Source organism: Campylobacter showae (assembly GCF_900573985.1).
GTDB lineage: Bacteria > Campylobacterota > Campylobacteria > Campylobacterales > Campylobacteraceae > Campylobacter_A > Campylobacter_A showae_E.
The window spans coordinates 1,846,640-1,863,359 of record NZ_UWOK01000001.1 but is presented as its reverse complement, the minus strand read 5'-3'; the positions used below and the strand labels follow the sequence as shown (position 1 = coordinate 1,863,359).

The 16,720-nt window shown below is 48.2% G+C and carries 21 protein-coding genes; 9 read left to right on the top strand and 12 right to left on the bottom strand.

What is annotated here, in order from left to right; all coding sequences use genetic code 11:
* Nucleotides 1-96 precede the first annotated feature (96 nt).
* Genes mobB through EE116_RS09335 form a run of 5 tightly spaced genes read left to right on the top strand, consistent with a single transcriptional unit; the run spans nt 97 to nt 4,603 of the window.
* On the top strand, nt 97-579 hold the full coding sequence (mobB, locus tag EE116_RS09355; RefSeq protein WP_122874186.1) for a molybdopterin-guanine dinucleotide biosynthesis protein B: 483 nt from the start codon (nt 97-99) through the stop codon (nt 577-579).
* Complete coding sequence (locus EE116_RS09350; RefSeq protein ID WP_122874185.1) at nt 576-1,430, top strand: class 1 fructose-bisphosphatase; 855 nt, start codon at nt 576-578, stop codon at nt 1,428-1,430. Before mobB ends, EE116_RS09350 begins: the two co-directional genes overlap by 4 nt.
* On the top strand, nt 1,427-1,639 hold the full coding sequence (locus EE116_RS09345) for a hypothetical protein (protein WP_122874184.1): 213 nt from the start codon (nt 1,427-1,429) through the stop codon (nt 1,637-1,639). The genes EE116_RS09350 and EE116_RS09345 overlap by 4 nt, the downstream gene beginning before the upstream one ends.
* 17 nt (nt 1,640-1,656) lie before the next feature.
* Nucleotides 1,657-3,576 carry a methionine--tRNA ligase gene (gene metG, locus EE116_RS09340; protein WP_122874183.1) on the top strand — a complete coding sequence of 640 codons (1,920 nt, stop codon included), beginning with the start codon at nt 1,657-1,659 and terminating at the stop codon, nt 3,574-3,576.
* A 19-nt stretch (nt 3,577-3,595) separates the two neighbouring features.
* Entirely contained in the window at nt 3,596-4,603 is a 1,008-nt protein-coding gene (locus tag EE116_RS09335; protein ID WP_122874182.1) for a ferrochelatase, read from the top strand.
* A 363-nt stretch (nt 4,604-4,966) separates the two neighbouring features.
* On the opposite strand, the gene queC is transcribed toward EE116_RS09335, so the two are convergent.
* Nucleotides 4,967-5,638, bottom strand: a complete 672-nt coding sequence (gene queC, locus EE116_RS09325) for a 7-cyano-7-deazaguanine synthase QueC (protein ID WP_122874180.1) — start codon at nt 5,636-5,638, stop codon at nt 4,967-4,969.
* Nucleotides 5,639-6,084: 446 nt separating this feature from the next.
* On the opposite strand from queC, the gene ybeY reads away from it, so the two are divergent.
* The 4 genes from ybeY to EE116_RS09305 all read left to right on the top strand — a co-directional run bounded on the left by ybeY (nt 6,085) and on the right by EE116_RS09305 (nt 9,107).
* A complete protein-coding gene (ybeY, locus tag EE116_RS09320; RefSeq protein WP_122874179.1) occupies nt 6,085-6,501 on the top strand; it encodes an rRNA maturation RNase YbeY in 417 nt (138 codons plus the stop codon).
* 345 nt (nt 6,502-6,846) lie between these two features.
* Nucleotides 6,847-7,938, top strand: coding sequence for a metallophosphoesterase (locus EE116_RS09315; RefSeq protein ID WP_122874178.1), 1,092 nt, complete (start codon nt 6,847-6,849; stop codon nt 7,936-7,938).
* A complete protein-coding gene (locus EE116_RS09310; protein ID WP_122874177.1) occupies nt 7,935-8,735 on the top strand; it encodes a phosphatidylserine decarboxylase in 801 nt (266 codons plus the stop codon). Before EE116_RS09315 ends, EE116_RS09310 begins: the two co-directional genes overlap by 4 nt.
* Before the next feature lie 9 nt (nt 8,736-8,744).
* A complete protein-coding gene (locus EE116_RS09305; RefSeq protein ID WP_122874176.1) occupies nt 8,745-9,107 on the top strand; it encodes a hypothetical protein in 363 nt (120 codons plus the stop codon).
* A gap of 305 nt (nt 9,108-9,412) precedes the next feature.
* Here EE116_RS09305 and EE116_RS09300 read toward each other — a convergent pair whose 3' ends face one another.
* The 11 genes from EE116_RS09300 to rpiB all read right to left on the bottom strand — a co-directional run bounded on the left by EE116_RS09300 (nt 9,413) and on the right by rpiB (nt 16,658).
* Complete coding sequence (locus tag EE116_RS09300) at nt 9,413-10,150, bottom strand: DNA alkylation repair protein (RefSeq protein WP_122874175.1); 738 nt, start codon at nt 10,148-10,150, stop codon at nt 9,413-9,415.
* 60 nt (nt 10,151-10,210) lie between these two features.
* Nucleotides 10,211-10,387: a hypothetical protein gene (locus EE116_RS12485; RefSeq protein ID WP_163028051.1), complete on the bottom strand. Its 177-nt coding sequence runs from the start codon at nt 10,385-10,387 to the stop codon at nt 10,211-10,213.
* Complete coding sequence (locus EE116_RS09295) at nt 10,378-10,953, bottom strand: hypothetical protein (protein WP_122874174.1); 576 nt, start codon at nt 10,951-10,953, stop codon at nt 10,378-10,380. Before EE116_RS09295 ends, EE116_RS12485 begins: the two co-directional genes overlap by 10 nt.
* The gene (locus EE116_RS09290; protein ID WP_241091676.1) at nt 10,943-11,578 is read right to left on the bottom strand and encodes a tetratricopeptide repeat protein; all 636 of its coding nucleotides are present in this window, start codon (nt 11,576-11,578) and stop codon (nt 10,943-10,945) included. The genes EE116_RS09295 and EE116_RS09290 overlap by 11 nt, the downstream gene beginning before the upstream one ends.
* Entirely contained in the window at nt 11,536-11,727 is a 192-nt protein-coding gene (locus EE116_RS12840; protein ID WP_241091675.1) for a hypothetical protein, read from the bottom strand. Before EE116_RS12840 ends, EE116_RS09290 begins: the two co-directional genes overlap by 43 nt.
* A 458-nt stretch (nt 11,728-12,185) precedes the next feature.
* Nucleotides 12,186-13,289, bottom strand: a complete 1,104-nt coding sequence (gene ychF / locus EE116_RS09285) for a redox-regulated ATPase YchF (protein ID WP_122874173.1) — start codon at nt 13,287-13,289, stop codon at nt 12,186-12,188.
* On the bottom strand, nt 13,289-14,740 hold the full coding sequence (locus EE116_RS09280) for a leucyl aminopeptidase (RefSeq protein ID WP_122874172.1): 1,452 nt from the start codon (nt 14,738-14,740) through the stop codon (nt 13,289-13,291). The genes ychF and EE116_RS09280 overlap by 1 nt, the downstream gene beginning before the upstream one ends.
* Nucleotides 14,721-15,323, bottom strand: coding sequence for a DedA family protein (locus tag EE116_RS09275; protein ID WP_122874171.1), 603 nt, complete (start codon nt 15,321-15,323; stop codon nt 14,721-14,723). The genes EE116_RS09280 and EE116_RS09275 overlap by 20 nt, the downstream gene beginning before the upstream one ends.
* Nucleotides 15,323-15,871 carry an adenine phosphoribosyltransferase gene (gene apt, locus EE116_RS09270; RefSeq protein ID WP_122874170.1) on the bottom strand — a complete coding sequence of 183 codons (549 nt, stop codon included), beginning with the start codon at nt 15,869-15,871 and terminating at the stop codon, nt 15,323-15,325. Before apt ends, EE116_RS09275 begins: the two co-directional genes overlap by 1 nt.
* Before the next feature lie 20 nt (nt 15,872-15,891).
* Nucleotides 15,892-16,221, bottom strand: coding sequence for a protein-export membrane protein (locus EE116_RS09265; protein ID WP_002953464.1), 330 nt, complete (start codon nt 16,219-16,221; stop codon nt 15,892-15,894).
* Nucleotides 16,218-16,658: a ribose 5-phosphate isomerase B gene (rpiB, locus tag EE116_RS09260; RefSeq protein ID WP_122874169.1), complete on the bottom strand. Its 441-nt coding sequence runs from the start codon at nt 16,656-16,658 to the stop codon at nt 16,218-16,220. The genes EE116_RS09265 and rpiB overlap by 4 nt, the downstream gene beginning before the upstream one ends.
* Nucleotides 16,659-16,720 lie beyond the last annotated feature (62 nt).

Sequence of the window (16,720 nt, the reverse complement as noted above, 5' to 3'; positions counted from 1 at the left end):
ATACCTCTTTAAATTTGGTGCTATTTTAGATAAATTTTGCTTTTAAAAAGCCTAAATTTGCTATAATCCGCGTAAATTTCAAAAATTCGGAGAAAAATGAAAAAAGCGGCGATGGCGTTTTCCGGACCTTCAAATAGCGGCAAAACCACGCTTATTTTAAAGGTCGCCAAAAAATTTATCGATGACGGGCTAAAAGTCGTAATTATCAAGCACGACCCGGGCGACAAGGCAAGATTTGACGTCGAGGGCAAGGATAGTTACAAATTTGCTCAAATAGGCGCCGAGGTCGCGGTCATGAGTCCGACGCGCACGACCTTTTTCTCGCAGGAGAGCAAGAGCGTGGACGACGTCGTGGCGATGGCTGGCGAGTTTGATTTGCTATTAGTTGAGGGGCTAAAGACTCTGCCGCTGCCGCGCATCAGCGTGTTTAAGGACGAGATAAACGAGGATTATCTTAGCTTTTCAAACGCGATCGCAAGCTATCAAAAAGACTACGAGGTCGATAAGCCAAATTTCGATCTAGACGATACGCAGGCTATCTGCGAGTGGATACTAAAAAATGCAAAGGTTTTAAAATGAACGAAATTTTCAAAACGATTAAAAAGATCGCCGTAAAAATCGGCGAGGAGATCAAGTATGCCGATCTAGGCTACACCGATCACGCCAACGCCACGGGCGACACGCAGCTAAAACTAGATGTGAGAAGCGACGAGATCATCACGGCTGAGTTTGCAAATTTAGCCTGCGTAAAAGCGCTGGTTAGCGAGGAAAAAGAGGATATGCTGGCGCTAAACGAGGGCGCTAAATTTATCGTCGCCTACGATCCGCTAGACGGCTCTAGCCTGGTGGACGTAAATTTTTCCATCGGCTCGATTTTTGGCATTTACGAAAACGAGCTAACGCCGCAAAATCTAAAAGCCGCCGCTTACGTCGTGTACGGCCCGCGCCTTGAGCTCGTGCTTTGCGACGGCGAGACGGCTCCCGCGCTTTACCGCTTGGGTAGGGACGGCGAGTTTAAATCTATCAAAAATCTAGCGCTCGCGCAAAAAGGCAAGCTAAATGCCACGGGCGCGACGCAAAAAGGCTGGAGCGAAACTCATGCTAAATTTATCCGCGAGCTGTTTTTGCAGGGGTATCGCCTCAGATACTCGGGCGCCATGGTGAGCGACCTGCATCAAATTTTACTAAAAGGCGGCGGGCTTTTTAGCTATCCTGCCACGATCGACGCGCCAAAGGGTAAGCTAAGAGCGCTATTTGAGGTGCTACCGTTTGCCTTCATCTACGAGCGTGCCGGCGGTGCGACTAGCGACGGATACTCGGCAACGCTTTTTGATATGAAAGTGGAAAAAATCCATCAAACCACGCCTTGCTTTTTTGGCTCCAAAGACGAGATAAATTTACTGCATAAATTTTACGGAAGCGCGAAATGAGCGAGCACGCAGCGCAAACGGCTCAAAAGGACGAATTTGAGCTGGAGCTTGATCGCCAAAGAGAAATTTTACAAGCCTGTCAGCGCGAAAAAGGGCTAAACTCGTGCTTTGCCTGCGAGGTGATGTTTGAGTGCAAAACCCGCAAAAACTACGTGGACGCCGTATATAGCTCGATGTCTAAAGGCGACGGCGGCGGATTTGATTTTTAAATTTAAAAAGGAAAGATATGAACACGACTTATATTACGACTCCGATTTATTACGTAAACGACGTGCCGCACATCGGACACGCCTACACGACCGTGATCGCCGATACGGTAGCGAGATTTGCGAGGCTAAAGGGCGATGATACGTACTTTATGACCGGCACCGACGAGCACGGGCAAAAGATCGAACAAGCCGCCGCAAAAAAAGGCTACACGCCGCAAGCCTACGCTGACGAGATAAGCGCGAAATTTAGAGAGATGTGGGATAAATTTGAGATCAGCTACGATCATTTTATCCGTACGACCGACGACTATCACAAGCTCACCGCGCAAAATGCATTCGAAAAAATGTATAAAAAAGGCGACATCTACAAGGGCGAGTACGAGGGGTACTACTGCGTTAGCTGTGAGAGTTTTTTCACGCAGACTCAGCTTTTGGAGGACGAGAGGTGTCCGGACTGCGGCAGGCCGACAAATTTGGTGAAAGAGGAGAGCTATTTTTTCAAACTATCAAAATACCAAGACGCGCTACTAAAATGGTACGAGGAGAACGAGGACTGTATCGTGCCGCGCGGCAAGAAAAACGAGGTTGTGAGCTTCGTAAAAGGCGGCCTGCGCGATCTCTCGATCACTCGCACGAGCTTTGAGTGGGGTATCAAGCTGCCCGCGAGCCTAAACGAACCAAGACATGTGATGTACGTCTGGCTAGACGCGCTCATAAACTATCTTAGCACGCTTGGCTACACGCGCGGCGATGATAAGATGAACTACTGGAAGGGCGCGACGCATATAGTCGGCAAAGATATTTTGCGCTTTCACGCGGTGTACTGGCCGGCGTTTTTGATGAGTCTTGACCTGCCGCTGCCTCGCTGCGTCGCCGCTCACGGCTGGTGGACGAGAGACGGCGAAAAGATGAGCAAAAGCAAGGGCAACGTCATCAACCCAAGCGAGGTCGCAGACGCGTACGGGCTGGAAAATTTCCGCTACTTTATGCTACGCGAAGTGCCGTTTGGGCAGGACGGCGACTTTTCGCAAAAGGCGATGATCGAGCGCATAAACTCCGAGCTTAGCAATGATTTGGGCAATCTTTTAAGCCGCATAGTGGGCATGAGCGAAAAGTACTCGGACTTTGAGATAAAGGGCCAAAATTTACGCAAATTTTACGGCGAGGTTTTGGATAGCGGCAACGAATACCTACAAAACGCTATCAAAAATTTAGAGAGTTTCGCCACGAATCGCTATCTTGAGGAGCTCTTTAAGGCGCTAACGCTCGCAAACGCGAGCATAGCTAAATTTGAGCCGTGGAATCTAATCAAAAACGGCAAAAAAGACGAAGCAAACGCGCTCGTGTCGCTGTGCGCGAACCTGCTGGCTCGCGTGGCCGTCCTGTTAAGCCCTGCGATGCCAAAAACCTGCGAAAAGATCGCGCAGACGCTTGGCTTTGAGATCTCGACGGCTACTTATAAAAAAATCATCCTAAACAACGAAATTTTGGACTTTAAAGCGCAAAAAACGCAGCCGCTTTTCCCAAAAATAGAAAAAGAGCTGATGGCGACTGCGGTACCGAGCGTGAGCGAACCCGCCAAAACCGCCCCTGCGCCGCAAGAAAAATCGGACGCGAAGATAAAAATCGACGACTTTAAAAAATACGTCATAAAAGTAGGCACCGTGCTTGAGTGCTCAAATATCGAAGGCAGCGAGAAGTTGCTTAAATTTAAGATTGATCTTGGCGAAGAGCAGCCGCGTCAAATTTTATCGGGCATAGCTAAATTTTACGCTCCGGCGGATCTAGTCGGCAAGCAGGTCTGCGTGCTGGCAAACCTAAAACCGGCTAAAATTTTCGGCCATATATCCGAGGGCATGATACTTAGCGCCGAGGACGGGTCACTGTGCCTCATCGCGCCTATGGCTGCGGTCAAAAACGGCTCGCAAATAGGCTAGAAAGCGAGGCTAAAACGGCGTGAATATCGAAAACCTAAGGCGCCTCATCAACGGCGAAGCGCTAAATAAACCAAGCGTCAGCGCCGTGGAGGGCTTTGCGTTTGAGAGTAAAAATGTACGCCAGGGCTACGCCTACATCGGGCTTGGCGCTGGCGCGGACGAGATAGCCGTGGCCGTCGCAAACGGCGCTTATGCCGTGCTCGTCGAGCAAAGATGCGAGGTTGTAGATCCCGAAGTCGCTTTTATCAAGGTCGATAGCCTGAGCGCCGCGCTGATACGGCTAATGCGCTTTGAGACCAGCTACAAAAATCTCAAATTTTGCTCCGTTAATCCCGTGCAAAAAGCCTTGCTAGCGCGCATGAGCCTAGGCAAAAACGCCGAAGGCAACGCAGCCGGCTTGCTACCAGAGGATGCGACGCGACTTTTTATAAAGATAATGAAAGCGGGCGCGGGGGATCTGTTTTTCACCGACGATCTTAAAATTTTATCCAAGATCGCGCCGCTATACGACACCGTTTTTAGCGACGTGGACGCGGTTTGCGCGCAGGGCGGCTCACTGTTTGCCTCTAGCGTCGTTTGCGAGGGCGTTTATTATCCAAACTTAAATTTCCCTAAAGTTTTCACGCACTATCTTTGCGGGCTTTTAAGGTATCTGATCCGCGCTGGCTTTTCTTTTAAGCTCGGCGACACGCGAAATTTAGGGCACTTTGAGCCTATTTTTATAAATAAAAACTTTCGCGTCGTGCCTTTTGGCGCGAGCTCTCAGGCCTTTATCGCTGAGTGCGACGACGAGCTTTTTGATATGGAGGCAGCGTTTCTCGCGCGCAATTTTAGCGGCGGTATCGAGATTTGCGTGCCTGAGGATTTTGCTGGAAGCGCGGCGGCTACGATGAGATTTAAGGAGCTTGCCGAGCTGAAAAATCTTTCAAATTTTCACTACGCTCTCGTTAAATGCCAAAAAGAGGAGCTTGAAGCGATGCTAAATTTGGCCGCGCCCGAGCCTGATTTGTTTGGCGAAATTTTATAAAAAGCTCAAATTTGGCGCTGAGCTTGACGTCTTTATCTACTTCAAATTTAACCTGTTTTTTACAATCATCCGCTTTCTACTGCAAATTTGTCGCTAAATTTGACGCATAAAAATGTTTAAAACAGGAAAGCCTTAAATAAAACATTCTTTCCGCAAATCGTGTTTGCGTGCTTTGCGTAGCAATGCATACGCGGCTAAATTTTGGAAGAGGGCGTTTTTGTTTTACCGTCTGCAAAGGCGGATCTTGTTGCAAATGTCCGCCATTCAAAATCCGCAAAACCGCCGCCAAAAAGATTGCCGTGTTTTGGCGGATAAATTTGATTTTGGGCTAAATTTACTGGCAGAGCCGCACTCGGCCAAATTTTATTTTAGATTTACGTACTTTATCCTGTCTTTTTCGCTTGCAAGCTCAAATCCTCGCAGTCTCAAGCGGCAGCTGTCGCATTCGCCGCAGGCCTCGTCCTCGCGCTCGTAGCAGCTCCAGGTTAGCTCTAGCGGAGAGCCGGCCTCGAGCGACTCTCGCACGATGTCAGCCTTGCTTAAATTTACCAGCGGCGTGACGATTTGCAGGCTAAAATCCTTTGAGTTGCCGGCATTCACGGCGGTTTCTATCTTGGCGATAAAGTCCGCCGTGCAGTCCGGGTAGCCCGAGCCGTCCTCCTCGACGATGCCGATATATAGCGCCTGCGCGCCTTCTTTTTCGGCTAGCGCGGCGGCGATAGAGATAAAGATGCCGTTTCGAAACGGGACGTAGGTGCTAGGGGTGTCGGGCTTGGCGCCGTCTTTACGGATAGGCAGGCTCTCGTCGGTTAGCGCGTTGCCGCCGATGTCTGCTATAAAACTAGCATCTAAATTTACCTTTTTTAGAGCGCCGATACGCTCGCAGATCTGCTCAAACGCTATCTTTTCGCGCTTCATCGTTCGCTGCCCGTAGTCAAAATGCAGCGCGATGATCTCGTAGCCAGCGCGCTTGGCGAGGACGGCGCAGAGGGTGCTGTCCATGCCGCCGCTCATTATGCAAACCGCTTTTTTCACTTTTTCTCCTTTTTATAGTGCGTCGTCTTGCTTTGCTATGCTTTGTTGATTTTGAAATTTACTCAGTCACGCACAACGCGTGCGCTCCGTTCGTAAATTTCAAAATCGCCGCGCCTAGCTTTGCAATACTTCCGCCATTACTTTAAATTTATTAAAATACTTCGCGTTTCACATTAAAATTTAGTATTCACTATTGTTTTTATTTTTTTAAAAACACTTTGTGTTGCACGTTAAATTTTGGTGTCGCATCGGTCGCATAAATTTATCTGCGAAAGCATTGCCGCCGAAAATTGCTTTGAGCGAAGCGAAAAAGAATAATTTTCGTGCTACATGTTCGGCACTCTGCTTGAGCGGATAAAATTATGCGACCAAACCGACCATATCAGCAAATTTAGCCCGAATTTTCGCTAAAATCATACTCAAATTTTACTAAAGGAAAGCCAAAAATGATACTTTGCGAGGACGATTATCCGAAGATTTTGGATCAAATTTGCGACTATTTGACCGCAGGCGAAGTGGAGCTTAGTTTCGTGGACGCCGAGGAGATGAAGGAGATAAACGTCCGCCAGCGCGGCATCTACGAGACTACAGACGTGCTGAGCTTCCCGCTTGAGATGCAGTTGCACACGCCGCTTGGCTGTATCGTGATAAACACTGAGCTGGTCGCTGCCAAAGCCGCCGAGCTAGGGCACAGCGAGGATGACGAGACGGCGCTGCTTTTCACACACGGGCTGCTTCACGTACTGGGCTACGATCACGAAAATGACGCGGGCGAGATGAGGGCCAAAGAGTGTGAGGTGATCGAGAAGTTTAGCCTGCCAAAGAGCCTCATCGTGCGAACGCAGGATGCTGGCGAGGAATAATTAAATTTCGCTAGCTTCGTAAAGGTGCGGGTTATGCCAAGCGTAAAGTAGCTATCGGCGGTAAAATTTAAAATACACCGCTAAATTTAGCTCGCAAATAGCATATTGTCTAAAATTTACAAACCAAAACGCAAGCTCGGCGCGAGTCAAATTTGCCCCGAGCAACCGACCAAATTTTCCTGCCCGCCTATGCCGAACTTGTCGCGTAAAAAGACGTTTCTAGCACACGCTTTGCTGCCGTGGTTAAATTTCCTCAAATTTGCCGCGCGCAGTGGTTAGATATTTAATAATTTTGGCTAAATTTACGAAATGTTTTATGTTCTATCGTCTTTAGTCATTATTTTTATGAATTACGTTTCTTATCGCGGGCTTTTCGCGGATGCCGCGCTCAGGCCGCTTGCCGCGCACAAAAGGGCGCTTGGGCTATTTTTCCTGACGCTTGCTATGGGCGGCGTCGCGCTTGCTTTTTCGCTGCGGTTTAACTTTTTGGGACCTAGCCTTCGTATCGCCTGTTCGCTGATGCTGGCGCTGACGTTTATTATCTTTTCGTTCGTGCTTTTTACGAACATCGTCGCGCTCGCGGTTCGTCCCGTAACCAAGCGCGCGTTTAGCGAGAGCAGACGTAAATTTTTGCGCCTTTACCTTGACGTCACGATACTTATTTTGGCGTTTAGCTACTTTTTTAAAGGCATCTTTAACGCCGTAAAATTACCCGAAGTAAAAGCGCAGGATATCGAGTTAAAGGGGCTAAAGGGCGAGCTAAAGATCGCGGTTTTAACTGATATCCATCTGGGAGATTTTTTGGGAGCGGACTTTGCGCGGGCGGTCACTAGGCGCGTAAATGAGCTAGATGCCGACGCGGTCGCGATCGTGGGCGATATCGCCGACGTGAAGCCGCACCGTTTGGCCGAGTTTATCGCGCCATTTAACGAGCTAAAGAGCAAATACGGCACCTTTTACGTGCCAGGCAATCACGAGTACTATAACGGCATCGACGGCACGCTAAAAGCGATCCGCGAGGCGACGAATTTTAAAATTTTAGGCAACGAAAACGCGCGAGTCGGCGGAGTAAATTTAGCCGGCGTTTATGATATCATCGGTCTTAGATTTAAAGCATACGAGCCCGATCTAGTCGCTGCTCTGGACAGTCGCGACGTAAATTTGCCAACCGTTTTGCTCGCTCATCAGCCTAAGTTTTTAAAATACATGGACGAAAGCGCGCCCGTGGATCTGGTCGTGAGCGGACACACGCACGGCGGACAAATTTTTCCGTTTTCGCTGCTAGTAAAGCTGGATCAAAAATACGTCGCCGGGCTATACCGCGCGAATGAAAATACGCAAATTTACGTTAGCCGAGGCGCCGGGTTTTGGGGGCCGCCGGTGCGCGTGATGGCGCCTAGCGAGATTTCGTTATTAAGACTAAAAGGAGTTGTATGAGGGGACTTATTTCTAGGATATTCGGGTTTGTTGCGGCGATTAAATTTCCGAGATTTTTGCAAGCATTTATCAATGAAAAATACGTAAGCGGCTTTAAAATCGATATGAGCGAGTTTAAAGAGCCAAAGGAGTACGAGAGCCTCACGGCGCTTTTTACCCGCGAGCTACAGCGTCCGCGAAATTTCGACGTTTCGCCCCAGGCTTTCATCAGTCCTAGCGACGGCACGTGCCTGGAGCGCGGAGTTAGCAAGGAGCTAAAGGCGATCAGCGTCAAGGGCCACGAGTACGGTATAGCAGAGCTTCTAGGCGATAGTATGGAGAGTAGGGAGCGAGACGCCGAGCTAGAGTATGTAAATATTTATCTGAGTCCGCGCGACTACCACCGCTATCACGCGCCTTGCGATATGAGGATATTATCTGCGCTATACGTGCCGGGCGAGCTATATAGCGTGGCCGTTAGCGCGCTGCTAAAGGTGCCAAATCTTTACGCCAAAAATGAGCGAGTGGTACTAAAATGCGAGCTTGCAAGCGGCAAAAAGATGTGGCTGGTCTTCGTCGGTGCGCTAAACGTGGGCAAGATGAAATTTGACTTTGACGCGCGCATACAGACTAACGCATGCGCCGGAAACGTCGCGCTTTATGAATACGAAAATTTAAGCGTGAAAAAGGGCGAGCAGCTGGGGATGTTTGAGCTGGGCTCGACGATCCTAATCCTTAGCGAGCAGGGCGCGGTCAAATTTGATCTCGCAGCCGAGCAAAAGCTAAAATACGGCGACAAAATAGGAACTATCAACTAAGGAGGCGTGATGGGAACGCAACTAGTCGAACAAAACGAGCTAAAAGAAACGCTAGAGCTAAAAGAGCGCATCGAAAACAACACGGTGGTCGAACTCTGGGAAAACAGCGAGGACTACGAGCGCCTAGCCAACGCGACGCGCAAGACCATGCGATATATCAACGACGAGCAGATAAAGAGCTTTGCCGATGCGCTAAATCAAACGAACGAAAAGATCTTAAATTTAACCTTTGAGGGCGTAAAAAAGCATCACGAAAAGAAATTTGAGCAGATCAGAAAAAAACAGAAAATCTATGTCGCTTCGGCCTTTGCGGGCGGCGTTTTGATCGGCGCTTTGGCGGTTTGGATAGCGTTTAGGATTTTTGCTGGATAGATTTGTTTTTAGGCTCGGCCGCTTGCGATGCTTGTGCGCCGATTCGTTTTTATGCTGCGCTAAATTTGGGCGCTTGGCTTTAAATTTAAGCGCGGCGGCTTTTAAAATTTGCGTATCGTTACGTGGTTGGGGTCAAATTTGATCTCGGGCGGCGGTTGTAAATTTGATCTTATATTTTAGCGCGCCGACCATTAAGCTTGCATCTACTTTTTGCGCACCGTCTATCAAGCGCGTTTGCTTTTTAAATTTTATAAAAATTTAAATCCCAAATTTAATCGCCGCCAGCTTGCGTATCTACGTAAAAGCTAAATTTTGATTTTTCTCGTCGCGTGACGAACGATTTGCTGCGTGTTTTTGTTTTGCGAGCTTTGCCAGCGCACGAGCAGCTCTTTTGCGGCGGCAAAATTTACCTTTAGATAGTCCGCGACGTTGTTTGCAACCGAGCGCTGCACGAAGCGCACCTCGTCCTCTTTGAGTATCTCCAGCACCGCAAAAACCGGGCGCGGATCGCTGATAAAAAGCTCCAGTTTACTAGCCCACGGTAGCTTTGGTCGTAGGCCCTCGGACGCTAGCCTACGCAGGTGGAAATTTGACGAGCGCGCCCACTGCGTCATGGTCTTTAGCGAGTCTTGCGGATATTTTTTGATAAAGGCGCGCACCGCGTACTCACCCGTGCCGCGCTTCGTGATTTCCATGGTCGCATTCATCGAGGTCTCAAAGTCGTCTAGGCCGTAAATTTCGACGTATTTTGCCAGCGGCAAAGTCCAGTAAAAATGCTTAAACATGCCCGTTTCATTCGGGTTTTCTTCGCCTAAAATCGCGACCAAAATCTCCGCCGCGCGCCTAAAATCCGGCGGCAAAAGTTCATTTAGCGCGTTTGCGTGCGCTAAAATCCTTTGCGAATAACCGAGATTGGGCGTACTCTCCGCGATTTGCCCGCAGTAGCTCTGCGCGTCAAATTTAGGATAGACCGCCTTTATCTTTTGCGATAAAATTTGCGCCAAATTTTCTCCGAAATATACCGCCAGTCCGCCGTTTTCCATATTTTTCCTTTGGGTAGTTTTATCTAGCCTTTAAGCAGGCATGAATCGTAAATTTGTCGCCTAAAACCAGGCGGAGTTAAATTTGCAGCCGTTACGCTCGTCAAATTTGACCGCCCGCGCAAGCAAAGCGTCAAATTTGCCGCGGTTTTTTGGGGTCAAATTTAAATATCGACCCAAAAAGAGGGCGCTAAATTTAGCAGCGGCTAAAATAACGCCCGAAAGTAAAACTATTTGCACGCGACTTGCGGCATCTGCGCTAAAAATATCGGCATTTTTTGCTTGATTAGCGCGTGAAATTTGCTTCTATCCGCGATATTTAGAAACTTTAGCGCGTAGTGCGTGACTCTAAGCCCGCAGTTAAGGCTCTTGACGTGGATTAGATTAATCTCGTAGTTGTCAAAATCCGGGTTGCCCGCGATCGGATAGTAGATCGTGTAAGCTTGATACTCTTTATCATTTATAGACTTAAAATCATACTCCGCTTTGCCGAATTGTCCGCTTTTTAGCGCGGTCATAAAGGTCCTTTGGTATTCGTTGATGTCGGCGTTTTCATCGACGGTGACGCTTACTAGTTTGGTCCATTTAAAGCCTACTTTTTCATTTGGTAGATAAAATTCCGCCGTTCTTGCGTTTTTTTGCTTTAGGACGAATTTTTCGCCGTCTATGGCTATCTCGTTTGGTAGATTTACGCTATCTAGCGCGCTTTTTGGTAGCTCTATCTGCGTGGTTCTAGGCTGAGTGCAGCCGCCTAAAAATAAACAAACGGCTGCAACGGCGGCAAACGAAACTTTTTTAAAACTCATGTTTTTCTCCTTTGTTAGTTGATTTTTTAAACTCCATGCACTTTTTGCTTAGCCCCGCCTCGCACTCTTTTTCGTGCAACTTTTGCGCCTTTTGGCGTAGCGCGGCGGCTTGCTTTTTGTCGCTACTTTCAAGACGGCGCGCTAGATTTAGACACCCGCGCGCCTCGCCGTCCTCGTAAAGCCTGCCCAAAGCCTCGCACGCTTCGTAAATTTTACCATCGCAGGCAAGCGAGTAAAATTTGAGCGCGTTTTTCGAGGCTTCATCGTTTTCGCTTGCCCAGCCGTCCTCATACATACCGCCTAGATAGTAGCAAACTACCGCGTATCCGCGCTCGCAGGCCTTTACGTAGAGGTCTAGCGCCTTGCTTTCATCTAGTGCGACGACGCTGCCTGCTTCATAAATTTGAGCTAGATTATAGCAGCTTAAACCAAATCCTTTTTCGCAGGCTCGCTCAAAAATCGTGGCGGCTTTGGCGTGTTCGCCGCTGTTTTGGTAGAGCGAAGCTAGGCTGTTGCAGCCTGATAGTTCGTCCGCGTTGCAGGCTTTTTCGTAAAATTTGATAGCCTTTGCGTCATCTTGTTTTACGCCTTTGCCGCTTTGGTATAAAACCCAAGCCTTGCACACCCGCGCGCCTCGCCTGTTTCGCAGGCTTTTAGCCAAATTTTTGCCGCCCTTTGCTCATCGTCCGCGTCGTAGGCCGTTTGGCCTTCGTCTGTTAAATTTGCGAGAGCAAAATTTAGCGCAAAAAGCAGTAGTAAGAGCTGTTTTATCATCGCGCTCCTTTGTTAAATTTTACTTGTTTTGTTTTTCAAATTTGATCTATTTTGCCTCTTTGTATGCCACAGTCCTGTTTGTATCGGACGGGTAGGTTGTCGCGTCTTGTGCTGCTTTGATAGCGCGACGATATACTAAAATCGCGCGACATTGGCGTTCTTTAAAATTATTTGGGTGCGGAGTAAATTTAATGCGGTTACGCAAACGGCTATGATCTTTTTCAATTTTTTCCTTAAATTTAGCGCGAGTCAAATTTGAGCGGCAAAACCGCGCCGAGCTAAATTTAACACGCTCTTAAAGGCTAAAACAAATTTTGTAGCGCAGTGTCGGCACGAAAAGGCGTCAGATTTATTTTGCCCGCGTTTAGACCAATGGCCGCAAGGTATAAAGCAAGAGTAGTCAAATTTGGACAAAAAACTGCTTAGTTGTAAAAGCCAAATTTGACCGATTTTGCGCCCTAAACGTTAAATCTAAAATGCATCACGTCGCCGTCTTGCACGACGTAGTCTTTGCCTTCTAGGCGCATTTTGCCCGCTTCTTTTGCCGGATTTTCGCCGCCGCACGCGATGTAGTCCTCGTAGCCGATTACCTCGGCTCTGATAAACCCTCGCTCAAAGTCGTTGTGGATGACGCTGGCGGCTTTTGGCGCTTTCCAGCCTTTTACGATCGTCCATGCCCGCACCTCGACGACGCCCGCGGTAAAGTAGCTGATCAAATTTAGCTTTGCAAATGCCGTTTTGATGATCTTTTCTAGGCCGCTCTCGTTCGTGCCGAGCGAGCTTAGAAATTCATGCGCCTCTTCGTCGCTAAGGCCTACTAGCTCCTCTTCGATCTTGGCGCAGAGCTTGATAACCTCGTGTCCCGAGCGCGCGGCAAACTCGCGAAGCGCCTGTACATATTTGTTATCCTTCGAGATACCGTCCTCGTCGACATTTGCGCCGTAGACGACCTCTTTTGCGCTGAGTAGTCTTAGCTCTTTGTTTAAATTTATAAACGCGTCGTCGTCCTTGCCGCCGAAGCTGCTCGCGCTTTTGCCGTCATTTAGGTGGGCTAGTAGCGCATTTGCCGTCTCTAGCGCTTCTTTCGCACCTTTTGCGTTTGCTTTGGCTTCGCGGGTTAGACGCTCGATTTTTTTGTTTAGCTGCTCGATATCGGCGAGGATGAGCTCGGTCTCGATGATCTCGACGTCCCTGACGGGATCGACGCCGCCTTCTACGTGCGTGATGTTTTCGTCCTCAAAGCAGCGCACGATGTGTAAAATCACCTCGGTTTCGCGGATGTTTGAGAGAAATTTATTTCCCAGACCCTCGCCCGCACTCGCGCCCTTTACGAGGCCTGCGATATCGACGAACTCGATCGTGGAGTATTGGATTTTGTTTGGATTTACGATTTTGGCTAGCTCGCCTAGGCGCTTATCGGGCACCGGCACAACGGCTTTATTGGGCTCGATCGTGCAGAACGGATAGTTCGCGCTCTCGGCGTTTTGCGCTTTCGTTAGCGCGTTAAAAGTGGTTGATTTGCCAACGTTTGGTAAACCCACGATACCTACTGCTAGTCCCATTACAGCTCCTTTGCCATAGCGCATAGATAATAAAGATTCATTCGCACGCCGGCTCCCGTCGCGCCCGCCTGGTTATATCCCCAAGCTTTTTCGGTGTATGCGGGGCCTGCGATATCTTGATGTATCCACTTGTCTTTAAATTCGTCTTTTATAAATTTATCTAGGAAAAGCCCCGCCGTGATCGCGCCGCCGTAACGGCTAGAACCTGTGTTGCTGACGTCCGCGATCTGGCTTTTGATCAGCTCGCGCAAGTGCGGGTTAAACTCTAAAATCGTATTTAGCTCGCCGCTTTTTGCCGCTTTTGCTTTAAATTCCGCCTTTAGCTCCTCGTTGTTGCCCATTATGCCGCTAGTGTATTCGCCAAGGCCTACTACGCAAGCGCCCGTTAGCGTCGCCATGTCGATTAGCACGTCGGGTTTAAAATCCTGTGCGTAGCTGAGGCAGTCGGCAAGCACTAGGCGGCCCTCGGCGTCGGTGTTTCGCACCTCGATGCTAACACCGCTGCGAGAGATTAGCACGTCGTCTGGTTTATAGGCGTTGCCGCCGATCATATTTTCGGTCGCGCCTAAAATAGCGTGAATTTCAAAAGGCAAATTTAGCTCCGCCGCGCCTTTAATTATACCCATCGCCGCTGCCGCGCCGCTTTTGTCGGCTTTCATAGTTAGCATATAATCAGCCGGCTTTAAGCTAAGCCCGCCGCTATCGTAGGTTAGTCCCTTGCCGACGAAGATTATGCGCTTTTTCGCGCCTTTTGGCTTATAGATAAGATGGATGAGGCGAGGCGGATGGACGCTGGCTTTGTTTACGGCCAAAAATGCGTTCATCTTTTCTTTTTCGAGGAATTTTTCATCGTAAATTTTGCAGCTTAAATTTGGATAGTTTTTAGTTAGATTTTGAGCCTCTTCCGCCATCTTTTGCGGGGTGTAGATTTCTGGGATTTCGTTTACGATATCTTTGGTGAAATTTGTCGCAGAGGCGATTATCTCGCCGTGGGCAAAGCCGTCTTGCGCGTCGTTTTCGCGGACGTCCTCGCCGCTAAATTCTTCGCTGCTAAAAATAATATCTTTTAGCGCGTATTTTTCTTTTTTTTCTTTGTATTTGTTAAATTCATAAGCGCCCAGTAAAAAGCCTTCGGTTAGAGCCTGAAAGCTCATTTTTTGGCAACCTGCGAGATACGAGGCTAGTTTAATGCTTTTGACGTTTAGCGACTTTACGGCGTTATAGGCTTTTGCCGCAGCTATGCGAAGCTCGTCGTAGCCAAGCTTACCGAGCGGCACGTAAATCCTGCCGCTTTCTAGTAAAAGCAAGACGCTCTCGCCTTTGTAGTTGGCAAATTTAAATGCCTTTTCGTCTTTTATAAATTTATGTTTCAGGTTTTTATCTACGACGAAAATCAGCTCTAAATCAGCCTTGATTTCGTTTAGTTTTTTATTAGCGAGTTGAAACTGCACTTCTGTGTCTCCTATCGTTTAAAATTTTATTTTCTATGCGCCTAAAGCCGTAGAGCAGAGCGCCTAAAAATAGCGCTACTACAGGCACGGCGACGTACCAGTGCTCTTTTGCTTTGTGTAAAATTTCAAGTATGTGCTCGCCCAAAACCCACGCAGGAATTATCGTAATCGCAGCCCAGCACCACGCGCTTATTAGGTTTATAAACGCGTATTTTTTTGCGCTGTATCCAGTTAAGCCTATGGTCATCGGTATGATGACGCGAAAGCCGTACATATAGCGCTGGATAAAGATGATCGGCCAGCCGTATTTTTTCAGCATTATATGCGCGATGGCGAATTTTCGGCGCTGGGTATGAAGCTTTTTGGCGATATATTTTTTATTATAGCGGCCTAGGTAAAAGTAAATTTGATCGCCGACGAAGCCGCCCAGACCTGCTACGAAGATGGCCGGCGCGATATGCATATGCGTTTGATGAGAGAGGATGCCCGCCATTATGAGCGCCATTTCGCCTTCCATTATGCACCAGACGAAAAGTATGATGTAGCCGTACTCAATGAGTAGTTTTGTAAAAAATTCTTCCATCATAGCTCCAAAATGCTGTAAATTTTAGTTAGCGGGCGTAAATTTGCACTACCGCCCAGATCCTTTAAATCGATCAAAAAGCAGGCCTCTACGCAAACGGCGTTTGTTTGATTGATTAGCTCGACGCTAGCCTTAGCCGTGCCTCCCGTAGCGATTAGATCGTCGATTAAAAGCACCTTTGCGCCCGCTTTTTCGCCGAATGCATCGACGTGAATTTGCACTTCGTCTACGCCGTATTCTAGGCTGTATTTTTGCGAGATCGTGATGTATGGCAGTTTTTTAGGCTTTCTAATCGGCACGAAAGGTAGTCGCAGTCTAGCCGCCAAAGCCGCTGCGAATATAAATCCGCGAGACTCGATGCCTGCGATGAAATCGATATCGGCACCCTCGTATCTGGCAACTAGATGATCCATTAAAAAATTAAACGCCTCTTTGTTGTTTAGCAGCGTCGTGATGTCGCGAAATACTATGCCCGGTTTTGGAAAATCGTTTATGCAGCGGATGGAATTTAATAAAAATTCTTTCCCCGCTTTGTCTAGTTCTTTCATTTTTTACCTTTAAATTTGATTTATAGTAGCGCTTCGATTTTGCCCTCTAACTCGCGGATGCGCTGGCGGAGTTTGTCGTTTTCGAGGCGGTACTGCGAGTTTCTGGTGCGAAGGGCGTTGGCATCGTTTTTTACCTTGTTTAGTTCGTCGGTGAGTATGTCGATGTTGCCAAGACCGCGCTGGAGTTGGACTTGCAGCTTGCGGATGACGACTTCGGTATCTTGGAGATTGTTTTTCATAAAATCGCGCGTCGCACGCTCTTTTTTAAGCAAGGTTTTAAAGTAAAACACCATAACGGTGAGATATATACAAATGCATATCAAAACGGTAAGTACGAGCCAATCAGTCATTTCTCGCCTCCTAACTTTTTCACGCGTCTTTCGTGTCTGCCGCCGGCAAATTCGGTAGCGAAAAAAGCCTTTATCATATCTGCCGCGACCGCGTCGCCGATCGTTCTAGCGCCCATGGCTAGTACGTTTGCGTCGTTATGCTCGCGGGCTAGTTTTGCAGTGGTGACGTCGTGACAAAGCGCGCAGCGAACGTGCGCATGGCGGTTGGCTGCGATACTGATGCCGATGCCCGTGCCGCAGATTAGCACGCCGTATTCGTTTTCGTGCCGCAAATTTTGCGCCAAAAGCTCGGCAAAATCGGGATAATCTACGCTATCTTTGCTATGCGTTCCTAGGTCGCATACGCTAAAACCTTCGCTTTTTAAAAGCTCGCAAATTTGCGCCTTAAGATCAAAGCCCGCGTGGTCGCTCGCGATAAAAATTTTGTCTATTTTCATGAAATTTCCATAAGCTAAAAAATGCTTAATTATAGCAAAAAAGCATTAAAGTAAAATTTCGC

Excerpts from the sequence above, each read along its gene's own strand:
- EE116_RS09310 (WP_122874177.1), top strand. The coding sequence starts at position 7,935 with ATGAGGGGACTTATTTCTAGGATATTCGGGTTTGTTGCGGCGATTAAA.
- ychF (WP_122874173.1), bottom strand. The coding sequence starts at position 13,289 with ATGGGACTAGCAGTAGGTATCGTGGGTTTACCAAACGTTGGCAAATCA.
- apt (WP_122874170.1), bottom strand. The coding sequence starts at position 15,871 with ATGAAAGAACTAGACAAAGCGGGGAAAGAATTTTTATTAAATTCCATC.
- EE116_RS09305 (WP_122874176.1), top strand. The coding sequence starts at position 8,745 with ATGGGAACGCAACTAGTCGAACAAAACGAGCTAAAAGAAACGCTAGAG.
- EE116_RS09350 (WP_122874185.1), top strand. The coding sequence starts at position 576 with ATGAACGAAATTTTCAAAACGATTAAAAAGATCGCCGTAAAAATCGGC.
- ybeY (WP_122874179.1), top strand. The coding sequence starts at position 6,085 with ATGATACTTTGCGAGGACGATTATCCGAAGATTTTGGATCAAATTTGC.
- EE116_RS09265 (WP_002953464.1), bottom strand. The coding sequence starts at position 16,221 with ATGACTGATTGGCTCGTACTTACCGTTTTGATATGCATTTGTATATAT.
- EE116_RS12840 (WP_241091675.1), bottom strand. The coding sequence starts at position 11,727 with ATGATAAAACAGCTCTTACTACTGCTTTTTGCGCTAAATTTTGCTCTC.
- metG (WP_122874183.1), top strand. The coding sequence starts at position 1,657 with ATGAACACGACTTATATTACGACTCCGATTTATTACGTAAACGACGTG.
- EE116_RS09275 (WP_122874171.1), bottom strand. The coding sequence starts at position 15,323 with ATGGAAGAATTTTTTACAAAACTACTCATTGAGTACGGCTACATCATA.
- EE116_RS09315 (WP_122874178.1), top strand. The coding sequence starts at position 6,847 with ATGAATTACGTTTCTTATCGCGGGCTTTTCGCGGATGCCGCGCTCAGG.
- EE116_RS09300 (WP_122874175.1), bottom strand. The coding sequence starts at position 10,150 with ATGGAAAACGGCGGACTGGCGGTATATTTCGGAGAAAATTTGGCGCAA.
- EE116_RS09345 (WP_122874184.1), top strand. The coding sequence starts at position 1,427 with ATGAGCGAGCACGCAGCGCAAACGGCTCAAAAGGACGAATTTGAGCTG.
- mobB (WP_122874186.1), top strand. The coding sequence starts at position 97 with ATGAAAAAAGCGGCGATGGCGTTTTCCGGACCTTCAAATAGCGGCAAA.
- EE116_RS09295 (WP_122874174.1), bottom strand. The coding sequence starts at position 10,953 with ATGAGTTTTAAAAAAGTTTCGTTTGCCGCCGTTGCAGCCGTTTGTTTA.
- rpiB (WP_122874169.1), bottom strand. The coding sequence starts at position 16,658 with ATGAAAATAGACAAAATTTTTATCGCGAGCGACCACGCGGGCTTTGAT.